Below are 22,160 nucleotides of genomic sequence, written 5' to 3'. Positions count from 1 at the left end.
ATGTGCTTATCTAAAGTACTCCTTATCAAGTGTTTCGATGTTGCGGAGGCTCATTTCTGCCCAAGGCCCGGACTCGTTTTCAAGTTCGGTTTTCATTTTGCCAAGCGCCTCTCTCAAAGATTCCTGATAATCAGGAACTTGCGCCTCATATTTCTTCACCATCTGCTTTGGAATCATTGCGCCTTCCCGGAAGGCCAATGCCCGGCGTTCATGGAAAAAGCCAACCTCCGCATCCTTTGGGTGGTGGAGATCGCCCTGCATTGGATGCTTCATTACGGCCAGAACCCTGACAAGCATGCCATTCGGCCGCTCTTCAACAAATTCGCCTATATATTTTCCTGTTTTATAAATAGCGGTCACAATCTCGCCTTTTTGAAAATCAGGCAAACCAATCACTCCTTTTTGCAAAAAATAGACTTGTTGCTTATGATTATGAATGAAAAACATGGAAAAACAAAGTGCAAAAGCTTACGGAATCGGTTACATCAGAAAAAAATGGAGGGATTTTGGATGAAACAGAAAATAATCGCGTCTTTGGCAGGCGCTATGCTCCTATTATCCGCATGCGGAACACCGGGCGATCAAGCGGGGGACAAAAAAAATACTGGAGCAGGGAACACTCCAAAAGAAGAAACGGTTAAAGATGAGAAAAAACAAGCCGCTGAAGTAAAGGGATTCCCACAGCTGTCAGACGAAGTGGCCGAAAATGAACGGCTCGTCGAAATGGTGACATCGATGGGTTCCATAAAAATAAAGCTATTTCCAGAACTCGCGCCGAAAACTGTTGATAACTTTATTAAATTGAGTGAAAAGGATTATTACGACGGCATGATTTTCCATAGGGTCATTAACAATTTCATGATTCAGGGCGGTGATCCCGAGGGTACCGGGCGTGGTGGCGAAAGTGCCTTTGGCGGACCGTTCGAGGATGAATTCTCGGAGCACCTGTTGAATTTCCGGGGGGCCTTATCGATGGCTAATTCCGGACCCAATACAAACGGCAGCCAATTCTTCATCGTCCAGAATAAAACGATGGATGAGGGCATGAAAGGGCAGTTGCAGTCGGCGGGTTATCCAGAAGAAGCTGTTGCTGCATATGAAAAGGGCGGCACTCCTTGGCTTGATTTCAAGCACACTGTATTCGGGCAGGTCATTGAAGGAATGGATGTTGTCGATAAAATTGCCGAGGTTGAAACCCATAAAGACAAACCGAACGAGGACAAGCCTATAAAGGATGTTGTGATTAAGGATATCAAGATATTGAAATAAGCTCCTATTTCAATGGAAAATCATAATTGGCGCCCGCCAGTGGCTGGTGTGGTATACTACAAGTGAAATCAGGGGAGAGAGGAAGTAACGAAAATGGATTCATTAATCATGGCATTGAACCTCTATTTTCCGGATGATAAATCAGAATATATCCCAGCAGCAATGTGGGTTTTAGTTTTCATGGTTGGGGCAGCCGTCATGATGTGGCTGATCATGCGTAATTCTAAAAAAGAGGCCATGAAAGCAAAGGAACTTGAGGACCGGCTCATGAAAAAAGACGAATCGGAAGGAAACAGCTAAACGGCTGTTTCCTTTTTATTGGTTGAATGTTCATAAGACTGTTACCTGCGGCCTGTCTTCTGTTCCTGTTGAGTGGATTTTTCTTCAAGACCGATTTCATTTCCTGTTGTATATTCATAAGATGCCTCGACACCTGAGTACTTTGCTTTCTTTCCTTTTGGCACCCGGTATTGTGATGAATTTTTGTAAACCACTGTAAAACACTTCTTTTCCCCGTGTGGATGATTGCGTTTTATTCTGCCCTCAAAGTCACCGGATAACTCCCTGTTTAAGAAAAATAAAAGAATAAAACCGATTTAAAAGGGGGATTAGAAAAAAAGAGATAGAACTGGTAAAATGATTGAGGCAAATCATTTCATATACCTGCAAGGAGAGATTGTACAATGAATAAGGTTTTAGTTTTTGGACATAAAAATCCTGATACGGATTCAATTTGTTCGGCGATTGCTTATGCAGAATTAAAAAAGAAGCTTGGGGTGGATGCGGAAGCTGTCCGTCTTGGGGATATAAACGGTGAAACTGCCCATGCACTGAAAACGTTTAGGGTTGAAGCACCGCGCCTTGTGGAAAAGGTTTCCGGTGAAGCGGCTGGAGTGATCCTTGTCGATCATAATGAGAGGCAGCAAAGTGTTGATGATATTGGCAGTGTGGAAATTCTTGAAGTCATTGACCACCATAGGATTGCTAATTTTGAAACAAGCGGCCCGCTCTACTATAGGGCTGAGCCGGTTGGCTGCACTGCAACGATCCTGAATAAAATTTACAAGGAAAAAAGCGTCGAAATAGATAAAGCCATTGCAGGGTTAATGCTGTCGGCTATCATTTCCGACTCCCTGCTGTTCAAATCGCCTACATGCACTCAGGAGGATGTCGACGCAGCGGCTGAACTTGCTGAAATCGCGGGAGTCAATGTGGAGACCTATGGCCTTGCAATGTTGAAGGCTGGTGCTGACTTAAGCGATAAAACAATTGAGCAGCTGATTTCCCTAGACGCGAAAGAATTCCAGATGGGAGACAGCAAAGTTGAGATTGCCCAGGTGAATGCTGTAGACCCGAACGATGTGATGAGCAGGAAAGCAGAGCTGCAGGCGGCACTGTCGTCGGTTGTCGAGGAAAAGGGGCTTGATTTGTTTTTGCTTGTCGTAACCGATATTCTTACAAGCGATTCAGTTGCCTTGGCAGTCGGCCGTGATGTTGAAGCAATCGAACAGGCGTACAATGTCGCGCTCGTTGACAATACGGCTATCCTAAAAGGTGTTGTATCAAGGAAAAAGCAGATTGTCCCTATCCTGACAGAAACGTTTATGAAAAGAAACCAATAATGTAATTGAGCCGGCTCCTTATGGGGCCGGCTTTTTCGTATGGAGGTTGGTGTCAGCTGAACAATAGCAACTAGTAATTGTATTGTGACAGTGTGATGAACCAATCCTCTTTAGCTAAGCGCTACTTTCAGCCGCGTTAGGCCGTCAATAAGCATTTCTTTTGGACAGGCGATGTTCATGCGAACGAAGCCTTCTCCGCCATGACCATATTTAGCTCCCGGTTCAAGGGCGAGCTTGCCCTTTTTAATTAGTCTTTCCTGCAAGGCCTCATCGGACAGTCCAAGCCCACGGCAATCGAGCCAAAGCAGATAGGTGCCTTCCGGTTCAACTAGCTTAATTTCAGGAATGCTTTCCGCAATGAATTCCTTTGATATTCTAACATTTTCCTCGATATAGGCGATGAGGGAGGCAAGCCACTTGGCTCCATGCTTGTAAGCAGCTTCAATCGCAATCGTGGCGAAAATATTTGGCGCGAAAAATCCCTGCATTTTTTGCACTGCATGGAATTTGTCGCGCAGCTCCGAGTTCGTAATAATGGCAGCAGATACTTGGATGCCGCCAAGGTTAAAGGTTTTGCTAGGAGCAACGCACGTAATTGTTCTGTCCGCAATGTCTTTGCCAAGGCTAGCTATCGGGATGTGGCGGCGGCCATTTAAAAGAATATCAGAATGGATTTCGTCTGCGAGTATGAGGCAATCATGCTTTACACATAAATCCGCCATCTTCTTAAGCTCCTCTTTTGTCCACACCATACCTCCAGGATTATGTGGATTGCAAAGCAGAAACAGCCTGCAGCCTTTTTTCAAGGACTCTTCAAAGCTGGTGAAATCAATTTCATATCGGCCGTTCTTTAGAAGCAGCGGGGATGATTCGACTGTCCTGCCGTTCAGTTCGGTCATTTCAAAAAACGGATTGTAGACAGGCGGCTGAATGAGAACTTTGTCACCAGGCTTTGTGTATGCCAGGATGGCAATACTAATAGACGGGACCACACCGTTTGCAAACAAAATCCATGAATGGCGTATTTCCCAGCCATGCCGGCTCTTGAGCCAGCCGCTGATCGATTCATGAACAGAAGGTGGAACAAATGTATAGCCGAAGATCCCGTGGTCAACCCTGGCTTTAATGGTATCAAGGAGCTCCTGCGGTGGCTTGAAATCCATATCGGCCACCCACATTGGCAAAACATCATCAGTCCCGTAAATCTCCTTGGTCAACTCCCATTTAACGGAAGCTGTATTTAGACGGCTTATTCTTTCATCAAAATTCATGCGAAACCTCCGGACAACAGAATTTTTTTCATGCATTATTCGTGATAAAATAAAATGACTTCAAAACTTTACGGGTGATTGTATGGAAACTTCTTTGATGAATCTTCTTATGGCCGATGAATTAAACAATTGGGATCCATTCCGCATCGGCGGAGGCTCTTATGATCCAGAGATTGCGGATGCGATCCAAGCTGTTCGTGAGCTGAATGACGCCAACCAGCTGGCGGCAAGACTCCAATCCATTTATGATTTCTCCTTTGAGCAGGTAATTCCCTTCAAGGAATGCCTCTCAGTTGCTGAAAAACTGCTGTCCATAAAAAACCAAGGCTCCTGCTCCTTGTAGGCTGGTGGCCGGTGGCCTAAACTATTTTGGCAAAATTGATTGTATTCGGACTCTTGGGGCCTCAAAAGCTGTCCAAGAGTCCGAATCTCTCTTCCCTCAAAAAAACTTACCCCTCCAAAAAGTTTTTCATATGCTTATAAACTTCTTCCGGCCGCTCTTCGGGTACGAGGTGCCCGGTATTTTTGAGGATGATAAGCTGGGAATTTTTCAGGTCGCCTTGCAGCCTTTTGCCGACAGCGACCGGCACGACTTGGTCATATTCTCCCCAAATCAACAGGCAAGGCGTGTCAATTTTTTGCAAAGCTTCTGGCGGCAGGTCCCCCTCCCGATCCCGAATCAGCCTTCCGATCCCGTGGAACATCTGCTTGCTTAAAAACGGTTGCATATAGCCCCGAAGCATTTCTTCATCAATCATCGATTGGTCATGGACAACAAGCTTTAAATTTTCCTTAACTCCCCCCGAACGGACAAGCCACCGTTTCACAGCGAGGTGGAAAAGAGGCAGCCGGCTCCCAAATGAAAGCAGGCGGCCAGGAGGTTTTAAATAGCCGGAACTGCAAAAAAGAATAATTTTGTCCGTTAAAGAGGGCTGAAGGGTAATCATATTGAGCACAAACTGGCCACCCATTGAATGGCCGGCCAATATCGGGTTCTCAATGTTCAACTCGCCCAGCAGCGCAATAACCGTGGCTGCAATGTTCTTATACGAATATTCATATCCTGCTGATTTGCCGCTTTTGCCGAATGGCGGCAAGTCAACTGTCAGCACATTGTAATCCCTGTTCAAGAGGGGAACGAGTTTTCGAAAACTGAACGCCGAAGACAAAAACCCATGGAGCAGCACAATCGTCCGCACCCCGTCCCTAGAAGGATACCACTCGTAATACACATCAATCCCATTGATCTTCACAATCGTTGCCACAGCAGTCCGACTCATAATACCCTCCATCATAAAAACTCTACTCCTAGTATATACCTTTTTAACCCACCTACTAATCAGAGTGAGGCAGCGGGACGGTTCTACTGCTTCATCATTGAGGGATATTGTTACTAAAATCAACAGTCTAATTAAAAATGTAAATAAAAAAAGCAAGCCCGTTGGCCTGCGATGGTGTAGTATTCATCTATTGATTTTAATGAAGCATGTCCATTGCCTTCAGAAACTCCTCCTCGGGAATTTCTTTTGCTTTTCGTAAAATCATTTTTGCCCGCTTCGTGCCAATTTCTTTGACTAGCTGCTCGAGTTCATAGTCAAGACCTGCGGCATTGGGCTGATAAGCATTTTCGAGCAGTTCGGAAGCAGGTATGTCAAGAACGGTGCTGATTTTTAAAACTGTCTGGACAACCGGGATTTTCTCGCCGTTTTCATATTGTTCAATTGTATGCACGCCAATCCGTGCTTTCCTGGCCAGTTCTTCAATCGACATCGACCGCAGTTTCCTGCCCGCGCGAATGTTCTCACCAATCGTGCTCATTGAAATCACCCCCCTATGAATATGGTCTACCACTTTCATTTTACCACTTGGAAGGTAGGACGCCCGAGAGAATTCCGAAAATTGTGTTACCGAAATGCCAACCATTCCCAGACATATCTTGCATTCGCGTTTACCATGCTTCTTTAGGTGGAATACGGATAGTAATGAATCAAGCTCCCAAATAACATTGAATTATTAATCCAACTGTGATATAATTTTATATTGCGTATAAAAGGGAAAAAACGTATAAAACTTAGGAGTTGTTCATATGTCTGAAAAAATTGAAACAGGCAGCGTCCTGACTGGTAAGGTAACTGGGATCCAGCCTTATGGAGCCTTCGTTGCGCTTGATGGTAATGTACAGGGGCTTGTCCATATTTCTGAAATCACGCACGGTTATGTAAAAGATGTAAGTGAATTTTTAAAAGTTGGCGACGAGGTAAAGGTCAAGGTTCTTTCCGTTGATGAGGAAGCGGGCAAAGTCAGCCTGTCGATTCGCGCGACTGAAGAAACTCCTGCCCAGCAACCTAGAGTCAGAAAGCCACGGCCGAAACGCCAGGCAGCAGCGATTATGCCTGAAGCCGAACAGCAGCAGGGATTCAATACCTTGAAGGAAAAGCTTCAGGAATGGATTGACCAGTCCCAGAAGGAAGAAATTAATAAATAATGTTCAATTGAGGCCCGCTCTGAAAAGAGACGGGCCTTTTTATTTGAGAAGTTGGAAGATGTAGCAAATGGGAATGGACTCTGTCGGGAATAACATGTGGTTGACTCCCGTTCCAATCAACAATTTAGGTATATGGCATCAAAATTCAAAACTTTCATGATTTCCTCCCAAATTGTTATGTAAAATATTTTCCTCTTATGTACAATAGAGGTAACTGTGATTTTTCAGTATATTTTACTATCTACGGGAGAGGAAGAAATCCGAACCCAGAAACTGGAGGGATTTTCATTGGTACATACAACAAAAACGCAGGATGTCATTGAACAGACAGAAAAATATGGTGCACAAAACTATCATCCGCTGCCAATCGTTATTGCGAAAGCGGAAGGGGTCTGGGTCGAGGATCCGGAAGGCAATAAATATATGGATATGTTAAGTGCCTATTCCGCTGTCAATCAAGGGCACCGCCATCCGAAAATCGTTCAAGCGCTGAAAGATCAGGCGGATCGTGTCACACTTACTTCACGCGCGTTCCATAACGATCAGCTCGGTCCGTGGTATGAAAGGGTTTGCAAACTTGCAAACAAAGAAATGGCTCTTCCGATGAATACAGGAGCGGAAGCGGTTGAAACAGCGATCAAGGCTGCAAGGCGCTGGGCGTATTTTGTAAAAGGCGTCGAGGAAAACAAGGCGGAAGTCATTGCCTGCATTGGCAATTTCCACGGCCGGACAATGACAGCGGTTTCGCTCTCATCTGAAGAAGAATATAAAAGAGGCTTTGGTCCGATGCTTCCAGGCATCAAGCTTATACCTTATGGCGACCTTGATGCACTCAAGTCTGCGATCACACCGAACACCGCGGCATTCCTAATTGAACCAATTCAAGGGGAAGCGGGAATCATTATTCCTCCGGACGGATTCCTGAAGCAAGCATCTGATCTGTGTAAGGAAGAGAACGTATTGTTCATCGCCGATGAAATCCAGGCTGGTCTGGCCCGTTCTGGCAAAATGTTTGCTTGTGATTGGGAACGTGTCGAGCCTGATATGTATATCCTGGGCAAGGCCTTGGGCGGCGGAGTCTTCCCGATTTCCTGCGTCGTTGCGAACAAAGATATACTTGGTGTATTCAATCCTGGATCACACGGTTCAACATTTGGGGGCAATCCGATGGCTTGTGCGGTTTCAATTGCTGCGCTTGATGTACTTGTTGATGAAAAACTTGCAGAACGGTCACTGGAGCTTGGCGAGTATTTTATGGAAAAACTAAAAGAAATCTCCAATCCAAGAATAAAAGAAGTCCGCGGTAAAGGCTTGTTTATCGGAGTTGAACTAACAGAGCCTGCCCGTAAATATTGTGAGCAACTGAAAGAGGATGGCTTGCTTTGCAAGGAAACCCATGAAACAGTCATCCGCTTCGCTCCTCCGCTTGTGATTTCAAAAGAAGAGCTGGATTGGGCGATTGAACGCATTCAAAAGGTATTGGAATAATTGTGAATCTGGAGCCGGACCCGCTTTAACGGAAGAGGCAGGGGGAGTCCAATCATGCTTGAGCCAACGCAGGAAGTTATTAAAGAGGCCCTAGAAAAGCTCGGTTTCAACAATGATATGTTCGAGCTGTTAAAGGAGCCGGCCTTATTATTGGAGGTCAGAATTCCGGTCAGGATGGATGATGGCTCCTATAAAGTATTTACAGGATACCGGGCACAGCATAATCATGCTGCCGGTCCGTATAAGGGTGGCATCCGCTTCCATCCCGGTGTAAATCCAGATAACATGAAAGAGCTCGCCATATGGGCAGGCTTAAAATGTGGGGTGGCCGATTTGCCATTTGGCGGCGGCATGGGCGGAGTTACTTGTGATCCGCGAAGGCTGAGTCTTGGAGAGCTCGAACGGTTGAGCAGGGGCTATGTCCGTTCGATTTCGCAAATTGCGGGGGCATCGAAAGATATCCCAGGCCCTGATTTATTCACAAATTCACAAATCATGGCCTGGATGATGGATGAATACAGCAAGATAAAAAGAGTTGATTCCTCCGGTTTTATTTCGGGTAAGCCTCTTGTGCTCGGTGGCTCCGAGGGCCGCGAAAAAGCCAGCGGTTACGGAATCGCGATATGCGTGGAGGAAGCTGCAAGGAAAAAGGGGCTGCGGATGAAAGGATCCAGGGTCATTATCCAGGGCTTTGGGAATGCCGGCAGTTATTTGGCGAAGTACATGCATGATGCAGGCGCCAAAGTAGTTGGCGTTTCCGATGCTTATGGCGCACTTTACGACCCGGATGGGCTTCCAATCGATTATATGCTGAACAGACGGGACAGCTTCGGAACAGTGACTTCCCTTTTTGAGGGGACAATCACGAATGCTGAACTATTGGAACAGGACTGCGATATTCTCGTTCCGGCCGCGGTTTCAAAACAAATCACTGAACAAAATGCCCATAATATTAAGGCATCTATAATAGTGGAAGCGGCGGGAGGTCCAACAACTCTTGAAGCGACCAAGATCTTGACTGATCGCGGCATTCTGCTTGTTCCTGATGTTCTTGCTGGAGCTGGTGGAATCATTGCTTCTTATTTTGAATGGGTGCAGAATAGGCAGGGGATGTACTGGCCGCTTCAAGAAGCTGAGGAGAAACTGCGCGCGAAAATGACCGGCGCATTCAACACGATCTATAAATCGGCGGAAACGAGACGGCTGGATATGAGATTGGCCGCATATATGGAAGGCGTTAGGAAAATGGCCGAAGCTTCCATGTACAGAGGCTGGGTGTGAAAGCCACCCCCGTACGGAAGTAAATGAATTTTTTGCAAAAAAAGGCAGCCGGAGTAGAGCCTCCTGCTGCCTTTTAAAATTGAAATTGCTTGCGAAGCAAATAAGAAATCCATTGGCAATGAGAGTGGCTTTGAAGGTTTTCGATCAAGCCTTTCACGATAGCCCGGCTTAAGGAAGGTTCTAACAACTCCCGCTTAAGCAAAATTAACGATTCCTTTTCAATAGAGTCTTCCATTTCCTCTATTTTTTGTTTAATCATTTCCACAATTGCCTCTTTTGTCACTTCTTCATTTTTGGGCTGGTTAAACATAAAAGCTAAATCCTTGGTGATAAACGGAATGCCGGCATGTTTGGCGATGAGGTTTGTCTTTTCCGCAAGCGACTTGGCTAATGTGTCCAAATCAATTGGCACGTTATAAAAAATGAACAACTGAGAATACGTATTCATGAAGCCTTTTATACAATAAATCAAATCATACTTAATTTGTTTGGCCTCATCACCATAGAGGCGTTCAATCATCGATAAGATTAGATTTTCCATTACTTTGTCATAATAACTCATTTTTACCATGAGCTCATTATTAAAAGTATGCGCCTGCTCCTTAATCAATATTTTTGCGAAATCGGAGTGCTTTTGAAAAGTATGATAGATCGCATAATAAAATTCATAGAGCAGCCGATCGTCAGGCGTGTTTCTGACTATGTGGTCAATCGTTGAAATCATTTGCATCATAAAATGATCAATTAAAGCGACAACCAATTCATCTTTTGATTTAAAAGATAAATAGAAGGCACCTTTTGAAATACCGCAGTGATCAGTGATTTGCTGGATAGAAGTCGCCTCAAAGCCTTTTTCCGCAAAAAGCTCAGAGGCCTTCTCCATAATTAATTGTCTTTTCAACATTGTCTTTTACGCTCCTGTTTTTTCATCTGTTGACAATTGACTGGTTAGTCATTAGTATAAATAATTGAGTTTAACAAGTCAATTTAGGGCGGGTGTAAAGGTGAAAGGTTTAGTTAATTTTGTTATAAAAAATAAATTGGCAGTCTGGCTGCTGACCATTATTATAACGGCATCAGGCATTTATTCAGGCACACGGATGAACATGGAGACAATTCCGAATATCTCGATTCCTTACCTAATGGTGATGGATGTTTATCCGGGGGCAACCCCTGAAAAAGTGATGGAAGAAGTATCAATGCCGATTGAGAAAGCGGTAGAAGGGCTCGAAAATGTAAAAGCGGTGTACTCCAATTCCTACTCCAATATGTCCAATATCCAGGTTGAATATGAATATGGAATTGATATGGACGAGGCAAAACGCGCCTTGCAATCGGCTCTTGATGCGGTGAAGCTGCCGGAAGGGGCGGAAAAACCGAACATAACGGCCATTAGCATGAATATGATGCCTGTTGCGGCGTTAAGTGTGAGCAGTTCCAAAGAGGATATCGTTGAGTTAACTTCAACAGTTGAAGAAAGTATTGTGCCAAAAATCGAGAAGCTTGACGGTGTTGCCTCTGCTTCCATAACCGGACAGCATATTGAAGAAGTTAATCTTACGTATAACGAAGCGAAAATGGAAGAGCTTGACTTGACCGAAGATAAAGTAAAACAAATGATTCAGGCCAGCAATGTTGCCGTTTCTTTAGGGCTTTATGAGTTTGATGAGGGCAAGCAGGCAGTCTCAATTGATGGCAAGTTCATGACAGTCGATGAATTGAAGAACATGTTGATCCCGGTCACTCCTTCCACAGCCAATCCAGCGCCATTTGTAAAGCTGAGTGATATTGCCGAAGTCAAAACAGTCGGCAAGGTGAAGTCTGTTTCAAGGACAAACGGGAAAGATGCGGTTGCCATTCAAATCGTCAAGGAGCAGCAAGCAAACACAGTGGATGTTGTTGACAGTGTGAAGAAGCTCGTTAAAGAGGAAAAGAAAAAGGTTGATGGTTTGATAATTGATGTAACATTGGACCAAGGAAAACCGATTGAGGATGCCATCTTTACGATGGTTGAAAAAGCGCTGTTTGGCGGTTTAATTGCGATATTAATCATTCTTTTATTCCTGCGGGATGTAAAGTCGACGATCATTTCCATCATCTCTATTCCGGTTTCGATCTTGATGGCACTATTGCTGCTAAACTGGCTTGATATTACGTTGAATATTATGACGCTTGGTGCGATCACAGTGGCGATTGGCCGTGTCATCGATGATTCAATTGTCGTTGTGGAAAATATATATAGGCGGTTGCATTTAAAAGATGAAGAGCTGAACGGCCGCGCGCTGATTCGAGAGTCGACTATTGAGATGTTCAAGCCGATTTTATCATCGACATTGGTGACAGTAGCTGTATTCGCCCCGCTCATTTTCGTTGGCGGCATGGTTGGCGAGCTGTTTGCGCCGTTTGCGTTGACAATGACATTTGCGCTCGGGGCTTCTCTCTTGATTGCCATTACAGTTGTCCCTGCCTTATCCCACACTTTATTTAAGAAGAAATTATATGGTGAGAAAACGGAAAAGAGCCATAAGGAAGCAGGAAAACTGGCAAAATGGTATAAGGGAGTACTCGAAAAGACTCTGAACCATAAAGTCATCACTTCACTGATTGCCCTTGTTTTGCTGGGAGGCAGCTTGGCGCTTATGCCAATCATCGGGTTCAGTTTCCTTGGCAGTGAAGAAGACAAGGTCATGTACTTAACCTATACACCCGGGGCCGGTGAACTGAAGGAAGATATTCTGAAGAACGTGCAACTGGTCGAAGATAAAATGTTGAAGCGCGACGATATTGATATTGTCCAAATTTCCGTGACGGAAAGTGGCGATCCGATGGCGGCGATGATGGGCGGAGCCGGAGACGGGGCTTTGATGTACCTCATTTTTGATCCGGAAATGGAAAACTTCCCGGAAGTACGGAAAGAGATTGAAGAGTATGTAACGAATATCGGCCAATCCGGCACATGGAAGAGCCAGAATTTCACTTCAATGGCTGCGAACTCTAATGAAGTCAGTTACGCTCTCTACAGTGAGGACCTGAACAAACTGAATAAATCGGTCAAACTGGCTGAAGACGTTTTAAAAAAGAATGATGGCCTTGAGAAAGTAACGTCCAGCAACGAGGATCCTTACATTGAGTATACGTTCAGGACGGAACAGGATGAATTGATGAAGTACGGCTTAACAACCGGTCAGCTCATCATGATGTTAAGTCCGGACCATTCAAAGGATTTGATCACAACCGTCGAAAAGGACGGAACAACCCTTGATGTCATCGTCCAGCATGAACAAGAAGCTGCAATGCCTAAATCAATAGATGAGATTTTGGCGATGGAGGTACCGACCCCATTAGGAACAGCCATTCCGTTTTCTGAGCTTGTTACCGTGGAAAAGGGCACAACATTAAATACTCTTGCCCGAAGCAAGGGTGAATATTATGCAAGTGTTTCTGGAACGGTTATTGGCGATGATATTTCAAAAATAACTTCAGAGATAGAAAAAGGGATCGATAAACTGGACCTTCCAAAAGGGGTTACAGTTGACATATCAGGGGTACAGGCGGACATGAAGGAGACCTTCACACAGCTTGGGATTGCCATGCTTGCGGCAGTTGCCATCGTCTACTTTATCCTTGTGGTGACGTTTGGCGAAGGGCTCGCGCCATTTGCGATCCTCTTCTCCTTGCCGTTCACGGTTATTGGTTCATTTGCGGGTCTGTTCATTGCAGGTGAAACCATCTCTGTACCAGTCATGATGGGGCTGTTAATGTTAATCGGAATCGTCGTCACAAATGCAATTGTACTCGTGGACCGGATCATCCGGATGGAACGAAGCGGCTTGTCCATGCGTGATGCAATCCTCGAAGCGGGTGCGACAAGATTGCGCCCGATCCTCATGACAGCAATCGCTACAATTGGTGCGTTGATTCCATTAGCGATGGGCAATGGCGGTGGTGGCTTGATTTCCAAAGGCCTTGGCATTACTGTCATCGGCGGGTTAACAAGCTCCACGTTATTAACGTTAATCATCGTGCCAATCGTTTATGAAGTTTTGTCTAAGCTTTTCAAGAAAAACCGTCAGGAAATACAGGAGAATTAAGAAACAAGCCCCGCCGAGTAAATCCGGCGGGGCTTGTTTTTATTTCCCAGTTTCAAATAGCTGTAGTTTAGAGAATTACCTTGTCGGTTTTGCTTGAGCTGCTTCTTCACGTTCGTGGCTCGGTGCAAAAAGAAGGCCGAGGTTAACTAAACCGGCAATACCGACTAAACCGTAGACAATACGGGAGAGTGCGGAATCTTGTCCTCCAAAAAGCGCCGCTACTAAATCAAATTGGAAGAAACCAACCAGGCCCCAGTTAATGGCGCCGATAATTGTAAGGATCAGTGCAAGTCTTTGAATCGTACTCATTGTCATCCTCCTTGAAATTTTATCGTTATTAATGTTGACACATTCACCCATTTTATACATGCTCCAAAAAAATATGAAAAAACATCAACCAGACTGTTCCTAGTTTTTGCAATTCCTTTCGGGATAATAAATAATAGTGTGTGAATAGGAGGAGAAAATAATGGATAATTTTATCTTTCACAATCCGGTACGTTTACTATTTGGCGAAGGCCAACTGGCTGAATTGAAAAATGAGGTTCCTAAATACGGGAAGAAGGTGCTCCTTGTATACGGCGGAGGAAGCGTTAAACGAAATGGCCTGTATGACAAGGTCACAACACTTTTAAGAGAGAGTGGTGCTGAGGTTTTCGAACTCGGCGGTGTCGAGCCGAACCCGCGCGTGTCGACGGCGAGAAAAGGAGTCGATATTTGCAAATCAGAAGGAATCGACCTTTTGCTCGCGGTTGGCGGAGGCAGTGTCATTGACTGCACGAAGCTTATTGCCGCGGGGGCGAAGTATGAGGGCGATCCATGGGATTTGGTTATTAAAAAAGCAGAAGTAAAAGAAGCCCTGCCGTTAGGAACAGTCCTTACCCTTGCAGCGACAGGTTCGGAAATGAATGCGGGCTCCGTTATTACAAATTGGGAAACGAATGAAAAATACGGCTGGGGAGCAGGAGTTATCTCGATGCCGAAATTCTCAATTCTTGACCCTGTCCACACCTTTTCGGTACCGAAGGACCAGACGATTTACGGGATTGTCGACATGATGTCGCATACATTCGAACATTATTTTCATAAGACAGCCAACACGCCGTATCAGGATCGGATGTGTGAAGGTCTTCTCCAAACTGTGATGGAAATAGCACCTAAAGCAATTGAGGACCTTGAAAATTATGAATACCGGGAAACGCTCTTATTCTGTGGGACAATGGCGCTGAACGGGATGATCAATATGGGTTTCCGCGGAGACTGGGCGACTCACAACATTGAACATGCTGTATCTGCTGTTTATGATATCCCGCATGGCGGCGGCTTGGCGATCCTCTTCCCGAATTGGATGAAGCACAATTTAAAACACGCTCCAGCACGTTTTAAGCAGTTGGCTGTCCGAGTGTTTGGTGTGGATCCTACCGGCAAAACGGATGAGGAAGCAGGACTCGAAGGGATTGAAAAACTGCGCGAATTTTGGAATAGCATCGGCGCCCCTTCAAGGCTCGCCGACTATGACATCGATGACAGCAAAGTTGAACTGATGGCCGACAAAGCGATGGCTAACGGCGATTTCGGCAATTTCGTCACACTAAACCGCGAAGATGTAGTTTCCATTTTGAGAGCGTCTCTATAATTGATTGTAATACGGAAAAAGCTGCTATCCTTATTATTGGGAAGCAGCTTTATTTTTGCAAAAAAATCCTGGAAAATCCCCGGAAAATTGCCTTTTTCCTCAAAACAAGCACTGTAAGAAATTTATCAAAAATGGTCGCGCTTACACGCGGGGCTGTTCCTTGCTTATCCGATTTCCTTTGGGTAAAGTGGGTATGATAACAATAAAACACGGAGGTTTCCAAATGACACATATCCGTTTTGACTACTCAAAGGCGCTCAGCTTCTTCGGCGAGCATGAACTCACCTACTTACGTGATGCTGTAAAGGTCGCCCACCACTCCTTGCACGAAAAAACAGGCGCGGGAAGCGATTACCTTGGATGGATTGACCTGCCTGAAAACTATGACAAAGAAGAATTCTCACGTATTCAAAAAGCGGCTGAAAAAATCAAGTCAGACTCCGATGTCCTCATTGTCATTGGCATCGGTGGCTCTTATCTCGGTGCCCGCGCGGCACTGGAAATGCTCGGCAATAGCTTCTACAATGCAATGGCTGCCGAGAAGCGAGGTACACCGCAAATTATTTTTGCCGGCAATAACATCTCATCCACCTACATGCAAGACGTAATCAGCCTCCTTGAAGGCAAAGACTTTTCAATCAACGTAATCTCAAAATCAGGGACAACCACCGAGCCAGCCTTGGCCTTCAGGTTGTTTAGGAAGCTACTTATTGAAAAATATGGAGAAGAAGAAGCAAGGAAGCGTGTCTACGCCACAACGGACAAAGAGCGAGGCGCTTTAAAAACGCTCGCCGATGAAGAAGGCTACGAAACATTTGTCATTCCTGACGATGTTGGCGGCCGCTACTCTGTTCTGACTGCAGTCGGCCTGCTGCCAATCGCGGTGAGTGGTGCGGATATTGAAGCAATGATGAAGGGCGCTGCCCAGGCGATGAATGACTATAGCGGTTCCGAGTTGGAAGACAACGAGGCCTACCAGTATGCGGCTGTGCGGAATGCCCTTTACAACAAAGGAAAAACGATTGAAATGCTTGTGAACTATGAGCCAGGGCTTCAATATTTCAGTGAATGGTGGAAGCAACTGTTCGGCGAAAGTGAAGGAAAGGACCTAAAAGGAATTTTCCCTTCTTCAGCTAATTTCTCGACAGATTTGCACTCGCTAGGGCAATATGTCCAGGAAGGCCGCCGCGATTTGTTTGAAACCATCATTAAAGTGGAAAAACCAAGACATGAGCTCATAATTGAAGACGAGGCCAATGATCTTGACGGACTGAACTATCTGGCGGGAAAAACAGTCGATTTCGTTAACAATAAAGCGTTTGAAGGAACGATGCTTGCCCATACGGACGGCGGCGTTCCAAATCTGATTGTGTCGATTCCGGCGATGGATGAGTATACTTTCGGCTATCTCGTTTATTTCTTCGAAAAAGCATGTGCAATGAGCGGCTACCTGCTCGGTGTCAATCCATTCGACCAGCCGGGAGTAGAAGCCTACAAAGTGAACATGTTCGCCCTGCTCGGCAAGCCTGGTTTTGAAGAAAAGAAGGCTGAGCTCGAAAAACGCCTGAAATAGCCAACCACTAGTACTATTGCAAAAATAATTACTGAAAAGAGGGGCTGCTATGATTCCGATTAAAAGTAATATTGAAGGGAAGGATTTCTCCTTCAAAGCTCTTGAAGATACTTTGAAGCCGCTTGGCTACAGTATTGGCGGCAACTGGGATTACGACAAAGGCTTTTTTGATTACAAAATCGATGATGACGGCACATACCACTTTTTCAGAATACCTTTCCAGGCCATCGATGGACAGCTCGATGGTGGAAACCCTAGGATAAGGATTGGAACACCGTTTTTGCTCGCGCACGAGTATGAAGATGGTGTCGATGAAGAAGGGAAGGTCGGGAACGTGACTGCTTCAGTCAATCAGTTCCAGTCGCCGGAGAATAAGGATGCTCCTATCGATTCGGAGTATTTGAAAGTCGCCGATGAGCTGGTCGCAAAGCTGGAGGCAGCCCTTCTTTAAATTTCAAAAGCGGCTGTCCCGATTTCTAGTTTTTTGGGGCAAGAAATCGGTATTAGGACAAGAAACTGTCCCGATCCCTAGCTATTCGGGGCAGGAAACCGGTATTAGGACAAGAAACTGTCTCGATTCCTAGCTATTCGTGACAGGAAACCGGTAAAGTGCCTAACAGATGTCACGTATCGTTTCGCTGCGATCGGTGCGAATTATCTATCATTAGAAAAATAATAATTGAGGCTCATCCCAAACCAACCTTTTGGGAAAGCCTCTTTTTTTATTTAATGGAAATAAGCTGATCCCCACTCTCAACTGTTAAGGAGAGAGGTGGGTTGATCATCAACTCATCTCCCCTGCTGACGCCAATCAGCAGACTTTCCCTGCCAGCCCAAATATTTTTCACCTCGGCAAAACTTTTTCCTGCAAATGAATCCCCCGCTTCCCCTGTGTCAAGGCGGTTCTCCTGAAGTTCTCCGATAATCTCCATCAATAGCCCTGCTCCCTTGGAGTGAAGGCTGCTCAACATGAAAATACTTGTCAGCCTATTCGACTGGAGTACCTGGTCGGCGCCAGCCCTTTTTGCATTCACGACCTGTTCAGGGGTTAAAATTTCTACAATACACTTCACCTCAGGGCAGAGGCCTTTAATCGTCAATAATGTCAGGATTGAATTCATATCGGCCTGGGTTTCTTCATGGCCGTGATCAGCTGTTATCAGCACCATTTCAGCTTTCGAAACATTCCCTTTCAAAATTGTCCCGTCAACATGGGGCTTGCCTTTAATAAAATGAATGTATCTCGAATCAATCGGGTTTTCATCAAGTGTTTCATCAATTAAAACGATGTCCACTGGGATTCCAGATGTATTCAGCTTGCTGATAATTTCCCTTGAACGCTCATTCCAGCCGACGATTGCAATATGCTTCATGCCTTTAAAAGCAAGCCTTCCTTCCGAAAATGCGTTTTGCTTTGTCACTGCCGCAGTTGCAAGTGAAACAAGATAGAAGGAAACGAGGCCAGCCCCGAATAAAATTAAAAGAACAGCCGCTGTTCTTCCCAAAAACGATTGCGGGACATAATCACCATAACCCACCGTTGTGGCTGTAATGAATGCCCACCATATTCCATCATAAATCGTTAAGAATGTTTCCGGTTCGAGGAAATGGACAGCAATGCCAAAGGCGATTAAAAAGAGCAAGGTTATAAATAAAATACGGATGAGGACCGGCAGGCGCAAAAATGTTATATATAAACGACTTGGCATTGGAACCTCCTTATCAGCATTGAAAAGATTATTACTTCCACAAAATTAATTAAGAGTGGACCGAACTTCCGGGTTTGGCCAGTATGGGTCCGGTTTACGTTAGCATTATGGACAAACAACCGTTTTGAAAAACATGACAATGTGTACGTTATAACAAAAAATCCATCCCTGCTCAAAATGATATTCAACTATTTGGCAAAACCGGGAATAAAAATAGGCCGCTAGACAAATACTAGGACGGGTGCGAACGTCGGGTTTTGCTTACCTGGTAAATTAAAAGAGAAGCCGACAATTTTTCGGCGTCCTAGAGAAAGGAAAGGCGGGGAGAGGATGGCGAGAAGTCATGCTGCAAAACAAGAGAGAATTCAAATAGGCATCGCCTTTTTCATGCTGGCAGTCTATTTGTCTCCGCTTATCTTACTTGGAGAAAATGCCCATATCAGAGTTCATGATAATCTTGATTCCAATATCGCCTGGTATAAGGTTCTCGTGGAAAGCGGGGAGATTTTTGGATCGGTTAATGCTTCCATCCCGCAAATTATCAATGGGGAGCTATCTAGAAACGCGTTTGGCCCCGAATTGAGCGGAATCGTCTGGCTGCACGCACTCCTTCCTTCGATGGCAGCCTATACAGTGAGCCAGGCGATTACACGAATCTTTGCTTTTCTCGGGATGTATCTTTTGCTTAAAAAGCACGTGGTAAAGGGTTCGGGCCGTCATTGGATCATCACAGCCTCAGCTACAGCTTTTGCCTTAACGCCATTTTGGCCGTCGGGGATGCTGAGCACACTAGGCATGCCGCTCGCAGCCTGGGCGCTTTTAAACATAAGGGCAGGTGAAAAGTGGCTCGTGAATTGGCTAGTGCTCGTCCTCTTGCCATTGTACTCAAGCTTTGTACTCGGTTTTTTCTTCTTTATCGTGGCGGCGGGCATCTTTTGGATGGTCGATTCGATTCGGAAAAAAAACTGGAACCTTCGATTTTTACTGGCGATTGCACTGATGACTGCTATGTTTTTAATCGTTGAATACAGGCTTGTTTATTCGTTTTTGTTTGATCATGAGCCGAACAGCCGCGATGAATATTTCCATGCAAAGCTGACTTTCATGGAATCTGCCTGGCTCGCGGTAAGGAATTTTTTCCTAGGCCATACCCACGTCATGACCGTCCACAGCCTGTTTATCATGGCAGCAGCTTTCATCGCACTGCTGATCATTTTTGAAAAAAAGAGTTGGCGGAAGGAAAAGCTGTATATTGGCTTGTTCATCCTGAACGTTGTCTTGTCGGTTTGGTACGCTTTCTGGTTTTACAAGGGCTGGCTGCCGCTGACGGAGCGGTTTCATTTTCTGGATACGTTCAACTTTGCGCGTTTTCACTTTCTCCGGCCTATCGTCATTTACACTTTGTTCGCTCTTGCCCTCAAAATTATGGCTGATGCAGGCAGCGCTTGGAGAAAAACCGCCGCGCTCCTTGTTGCGGGTCAGCTTGCCGTTTTGTTTTTTGCAAATGATGAAATTGTCTATCGTGATAAACCGACTGTAAAGCAGTTTTATGCGGAGGAACAATTTACGGATATTGCCGAATATATTGGCAAACCGACGGAGGAATACCGGGTCGCGAGCATCGGCATTCACCCAGCCATCGCGCAATACAACGGCTTCTATACGCTTGATACATATAATAACTTTTATCCGCTCACGTACAAATACGAGTTTCGGAAAATAATTGAAAAAGAGCTCGCCAAGAATAAAACGATTCAGGAGTATTTCGACACATGGGGCGGACGCTGCTATGTTTTTTCAAGCGAGCTGGGCAAACGATATATGTTCAAAAAAGACAGCAGCCGGTCGCTGAAAAATTTGGAATTGAACACAGCCCAATTTAAAAAGATGGGCGGCGAATACATTTTCTCGGCTTTGCCAATCAGGAATGCCGCTGCTAACGGACTGCAATTAGAGCGGACCTTTGAATCAAATGAGTCCGCTTGGAAAATTTATTTGTACAGAGCTTTATAGCCATTAACTTTTAAAAATCCATTGGCACATCGGAGGTTGTAAATCATGTCTGAGCCAGTCCTGACAATAGTTGTTCCATGCTATAACGAAGAGGAAGTGCTGCCGATTACCTTGCCTAGGTTGATGGGCTTGCTAAAGGGAATGATTGGTGAACAGCTTATTTCACCAAAAAGCAGGCTTCTATTCGTCGATGACGGGAGCAAGGACCGGACTTGGGAGATTATCTATAAAGAAACCCTCAAAAATGAACTTGTGAAAGGCTTGAAACTGGCTGTTAACGCTGGCCACCAGAATGCTTTACTTGCCGGAATTTTCACCGCCAAAGCCGCGTCTGACTGTATCATTTCCATTGATGCGGACCTGCAGGATGACCCTTCTGCCATTCCGGAATTTATTCGCAAATATAATGAAGGGTGCGAGGTTGTTTACGGAGTGCGGAAAAGCCGCGAGAGCGATACGTGGTTTAAACGTTTCACCGCGCAAGGCTTCTACAAGCTCATGGCAAAAATGGGCGTGAATCTCGTCTATAACCACGCTGATTTTAGGCTTCTTGGCAAAAGGGCGGTAAACGAACTGGAACGGTTCAGGGAAGTGAATATGTTTCTGAGAGGAGTCGTACCGCTAATCGGTTTCAAGTCGGCCGAGGTCTATTATGATCGATGTGAACGGGAAGCGGGGGAATCGAAATATCCGCTCCGAAAAATGCTTGCATTCGCCTTTGACGGGATTACGTCATTTTCCATTACGCCCATCAGGCTTGTGCTGATCGTCGGAATTGCTTCTTCTGTCATTAGCATCCTATCAGGTATTTCCTTTTTATTTCTTAAATTTTTCGGGGAAACCGAGACTGGCTGGACATCGCTGATTATTTCCATTTGGCTGATCGGCGGCCTGCAATTGATCGCGATCGGACTGATCGGTGAATATATCGGCAAAATTTACAAGGAATCAAAGCAGCGCCCTAAATTCGTTGTCGATATTGATATGTTCAACCTGCCTTTAAATCTTAAGAATGAATCTGTGAATGGAATGGAGAGTTACCAACTTGATTCCCGCCAATACCCTGAAACGAACTAGTCCTTTTATCCGCTTTGCATTGGTCGGCGTTGTGAATACAGCTGCCGGTCTTTTTATCATGCTTTTCTTGTTAAATGTGTTCAGTGTTTCATACTGGCTGTCCACTTTTACCGGAAATGTGGTCGGAGCTGTCATCAGCTATTTTTTGAACAAGGCATTCACATTCGAAAGCTCAGTCCGGTTTCGTGAAGGGGCGCCACGATTCCTGGCTGTCATCCTTGGCTGTTATTTCATGTCATACTGGCTTAGCGGTCGGATTGTTGATGCCGGTGCGGTTGGATTTCTGCCGAGAGAATGGGCGGATAATGCAGCAGTCCTCATCGGCAGCGTGTTTTACACCGTCAGCAACTACTTTGGGCAAAAAAAGATCGTCTTCCGACAGCGGGAAAACAACTAAATAAAATGAACTAATTCTTTTAACGTTGCTGTTGATTTGCGCTCCACAAGGGAAAGCTTCCTCGAATACTGAGCTTTGTATGTCGCATACGTGTTCGCTATGCGACTTTGAGTCTTCGAAGGGCGGCTTTCAAGTCGCATAAGAGGTCGCTATGCGACTTTGTTTCTTCCAAGAGCGGCTTTCATGTCGCATAAGAGGTCGCTATGCGACTCGATTCCTTCGAAGAGCGGCTTTCAAGTCGCATAAGT

General features: G+C 45.2%; 22 protein-coding genes. 14 read left to right on the top strand and 8 right to left on the bottom strand.

Going from position 1 to position 22,160, the window contains the following annotated elements; translation table 11 throughout:
- Positions 1–6: 6 nt before the first annotated feature.
- The gene (gene kapB / locus D1B31_RS03225; protein ID WP_118919316.1) at positions 7–387 is read right to left on the bottom strand and encodes a kinase-associated lipoprotein KapB; all 381 of its coding nucleotides are present in this window, start codon (positions 385–387) and stop codon (positions 7–9) included.
- Positions 388–510: 123 nt separating this feature from the next.
- Between kapB and D1B31_RS03220 the strand changes: the two genes are divergently transcribed.
- On the top strand, positions 511–1,269 hold the full coding sequence (locus D1B31_RS03220) for a peptidylprolyl isomerase (RefSeq protein WP_118919315.1): 759 nt from the start codon (positions 511–513) through the stop codon (positions 1,267–1,269).
- A gap of 93 nt (positions 1,270–1,362) precedes the next feature.
- Positions 1,363–1,569: an OPA3 family protein gene (locus D1B31_RS03215; RefSeq protein ID WP_118919314.1), complete on the top strand. Its 207-nt coding sequence runs from the start codon at positions 1,363–1,365 to the stop codon at positions 1,567–1,569.
- A gap of 41 nt (positions 1,570–1,610) precedes the next feature.
- Here the strand turns inward: D1B31_RS03215 and D1B31_RS24025 are convergent, their stop codons facing one another.
- A complete protein-coding gene (locus D1B31_RS24025) occupies positions 1,611–1,763 on the bottom strand; it encodes a hypothetical protein (RefSeq protein WP_158587424.1) in 153 nt (50 codons plus the stop codon).
- Between the two features lie 189 nt (positions 1,764–1,952).
- On the opposite strand from D1B31_RS24025, the gene D1B31_RS03210 reads away from it, so the two are divergent.
- Positions 1,953–2,891 (top strand): manganese-dependent inorganic pyrophosphatase, encoded by a 939-nt coding sequence (locus tag D1B31_RS03210; RefSeq protein WP_118919313.1) that lies wholly within the window; start codon positions 1,953–1,955, stop codon positions 2,889–2,891.
- A 110-nt stretch (positions 2,892–3,001) separates the two neighbouring features.
- On the opposite strand, the gene D1B31_RS03205 is transcribed toward D1B31_RS03210, so the two are convergent.
- On the bottom strand, positions 3,002–4,162 hold the full coding sequence (locus tag D1B31_RS03205; RefSeq protein WP_118919312.1) for a MalY/PatB family protein: 1,161 nt from the start codon (positions 4,160–4,162) through the stop codon (positions 3,002–3,004).
- Between the two features lie 97 nt (positions 4,163–4,259).
- Between D1B31_RS03205 and D1B31_RS03200 the strand changes: the two genes are divergently transcribed.
- Positions 4,260–4,505 carry a DUF1871 family protein gene (locus tag D1B31_RS03200; RefSeq protein WP_240035145.1) on the top strand — a complete coding sequence of 82 codons (246 nt, stop codon included), beginning with the start codon at positions 4,260–4,262 and terminating at the stop codon, positions 4,503–4,505.
- A gap of 106 nt (positions 4,506–4,611) precedes the next feature.
- Here D1B31_RS03200 and D1B31_RS03195 read toward each other — a convergent pair whose 3' ends face one another.
- Together D1B31_RS03195 and D1B31_RS03190 are read right to left on the bottom strand one after the other, a co-directional pair.
- Entirely contained in the window at positions 4,612–5,457 is an 846-nt protein-coding gene (locus D1B31_RS03195; protein WP_240035144.1) for an alpha/beta fold hydrolase, read from the bottom strand.
- Between the two features lie 181 nt (positions 5,458–5,638).
- Complete coding sequence (locus D1B31_RS03190; protein ID WP_118919310.1) at positions 5,639–5,980, bottom strand: helix-turn-helix domain-containing protein; 342 nt, start codon at positions 5,978–5,980, stop codon at positions 5,639–5,641.
- A gap of 268 nt (positions 5,981–6,248) precedes the next feature.
- Here D1B31_RS03190 and yugI point away from each other — a divergent pair, with 268 nt between their 5' ends.
- From yugI to D1B31_RS03175, 3 genes are all read left to right on the top strand, one after another.
- Positions 6,249–6,647 (top strand): S1 domain-containing post-transcriptional regulator GSP13, encoded by a 399-nt coding sequence (gene yugI, locus D1B31_RS03185; RefSeq protein ID WP_118919309.1) that lies wholly within the window; start codon positions 6,249–6,251, stop codon positions 6,645–6,647.
- 288 nt (positions 6,648–6,935) lie between these two features.
- A complete protein-coding gene (locus D1B31_RS03180) occupies positions 6,936–8,135 on the top strand; it encodes an ornithine--oxo-acid transaminase (RefSeq protein WP_118919563.1) in 1,200 nt (399 codons plus the stop codon).
- Between the two features lie 54 nt (positions 8,136–8,189).
- Positions 8,190–9,416 (top strand): Glu/Leu/Phe/Val family dehydrogenase, encoded by a 1,227-nt coding sequence (locus D1B31_RS03175; RefSeq protein WP_118919308.1) that lies wholly within the window; start codon positions 8,190–8,192, stop codon positions 9,414–9,416.
- A 73-nt stretch (positions 9,417–9,489) separates the two neighbouring features.
- Here the strand turns inward: D1B31_RS03175 and D1B31_RS03170 are convergent, their stop codons facing one another.
- A complete protein-coding gene (locus D1B31_RS03170) occupies positions 9,490–10,320 on the bottom strand; it encodes a TetR/AcrR family transcriptional regulator (protein WP_118919307.1) in 831 nt (276 codons plus the stop codon).
- Positions 10,321–10,420: 100 nt separating this feature from the next.
- Here D1B31_RS03170 and D1B31_RS03165 point away from each other — a divergent pair, with 100 nt between their 5' ends.
- A complete protein-coding gene (locus tag D1B31_RS03165) occupies positions 10,421–13,507 on the top strand; it encodes an efflux RND transporter permease subunit (protein WP_118919306.1) in 3,087 nt (1,028 codons plus the stop codon).
- Positions 13,508–13,582: 75 nt separating this feature from the next.
- Here D1B31_RS03165 and D1B31_RS03160 read toward each other — a convergent pair whose 3' ends face one another.
- Positions 13,583–13,816, bottom strand: a complete 234-nt coding sequence (locus tag D1B31_RS03160) for a DUF378 domain-containing protein (RefSeq protein ID WP_118919305.1) — start codon at positions 13,814–13,816, stop codon at positions 13,583–13,585.
- 160 nt (positions 13,817–13,976) lie between these two features.
- Here D1B31_RS03160 and D1B31_RS03155 point away from each other — a divergent pair, with 160 nt between their 5' ends.
- The 3 genes from D1B31_RS03155 (at position 13,977) to D1B31_RS03145 (ending at position 17,167) form a co-directional block, all read left to right on the top strand.
- Entirely contained in the window at positions 13,977–15,143 is a 1,167-nt protein-coding gene (locus tag D1B31_RS03155) for an iron-containing alcohol dehydrogenase (RefSeq protein ID WP_118919304.1), read from the top strand.
- A gap of 223 nt (positions 15,144–15,366) precedes the next feature.
- On the top strand, positions 15,367–16,716 hold the full coding sequence (locus tag D1B31_RS03150) for a glucose-6-phosphate isomerase (protein ID WP_118919303.1): 1,350 nt from the start codon (positions 15,367–15,369) through the stop codon (positions 16,714–16,716).
- Positions 16,717–16,765: 49 nt separating this feature from the next.
- The gene (locus D1B31_RS03145; protein WP_118919302.1) at positions 16,766–17,167 is read left to right on the top strand and encodes a YugN-like family protein; all 402 of its coding nucleotides are present in this window, start codon (positions 16,766–16,768) and stop codon (positions 17,165–17,167) included.
- Positions 17,168–17,438: 271 nt separating this feature from the next.
- Here the strand turns inward: D1B31_RS03145 and D1B31_RS03140 are convergent, their stop codons facing one another.
- Entirely contained in the window at positions 17,439–18,425 is a 987-nt protein-coding gene (locus D1B31_RS03140) for a potassium channel family protein (RefSeq protein ID WP_118919301.1), read from the bottom strand.
- A 330-nt stretch (positions 18,426–18,755) separates the two neighbouring features.
- On the opposite strand from D1B31_RS03140, the gene D1B31_RS03135 reads away from it, so the two are divergent.
- Genes D1B31_RS03135 through D1B31_RS03125 form a run of 3 tightly spaced genes read left to right on the top strand, consistent with a single transcriptional unit; the run spans position 18,756 to position 21,912 of the window.
- Positions 18,756–20,438, top strand: a complete 1,683-nt coding sequence (locus tag D1B31_RS03135; RefSeq protein WP_118919300.1) for a DUF6044 family protein — start codon at positions 18,756–18,758, stop codon at positions 20,436–20,438.
- Between the two features lie 45 nt (positions 20,439–20,483).
- A complete protein-coding gene (locus tag D1B31_RS03130; protein ID WP_118919299.1) occupies positions 20,484–21,515 on the top strand; it encodes a glycosyltransferase family 2 protein in 1,032 nt (343 codons plus the stop codon).
- Complete coding sequence (locus D1B31_RS03125; protein WP_118919298.1) at positions 21,463–21,912, top strand: GtrA family protein; 450 nt, start codon at positions 21,463–21,465, stop codon at positions 21,910–21,912. The genes D1B31_RS03130 and D1B31_RS03125 overlap by 53 nt, the downstream gene beginning before the upstream one ends.
- Positions 21,913–22,160: the final 248 nt, after the last annotated feature.

It is taken from the genome of Neobacillus notoginsengisoli (assembly GCF_003515685.1).
In the GTDB taxonomy this organism is placed as follows: Bacteria; Bacillota; Bacilli; order Bacillales; family Cytobacillaceae; genus Bacillus_D; species Bacillus_D notoginsengisoli.
Note: the sequence above shows the minus strand (reverse complement) of the source record. Positions and strands in the feature narration are given on the sequence as shown.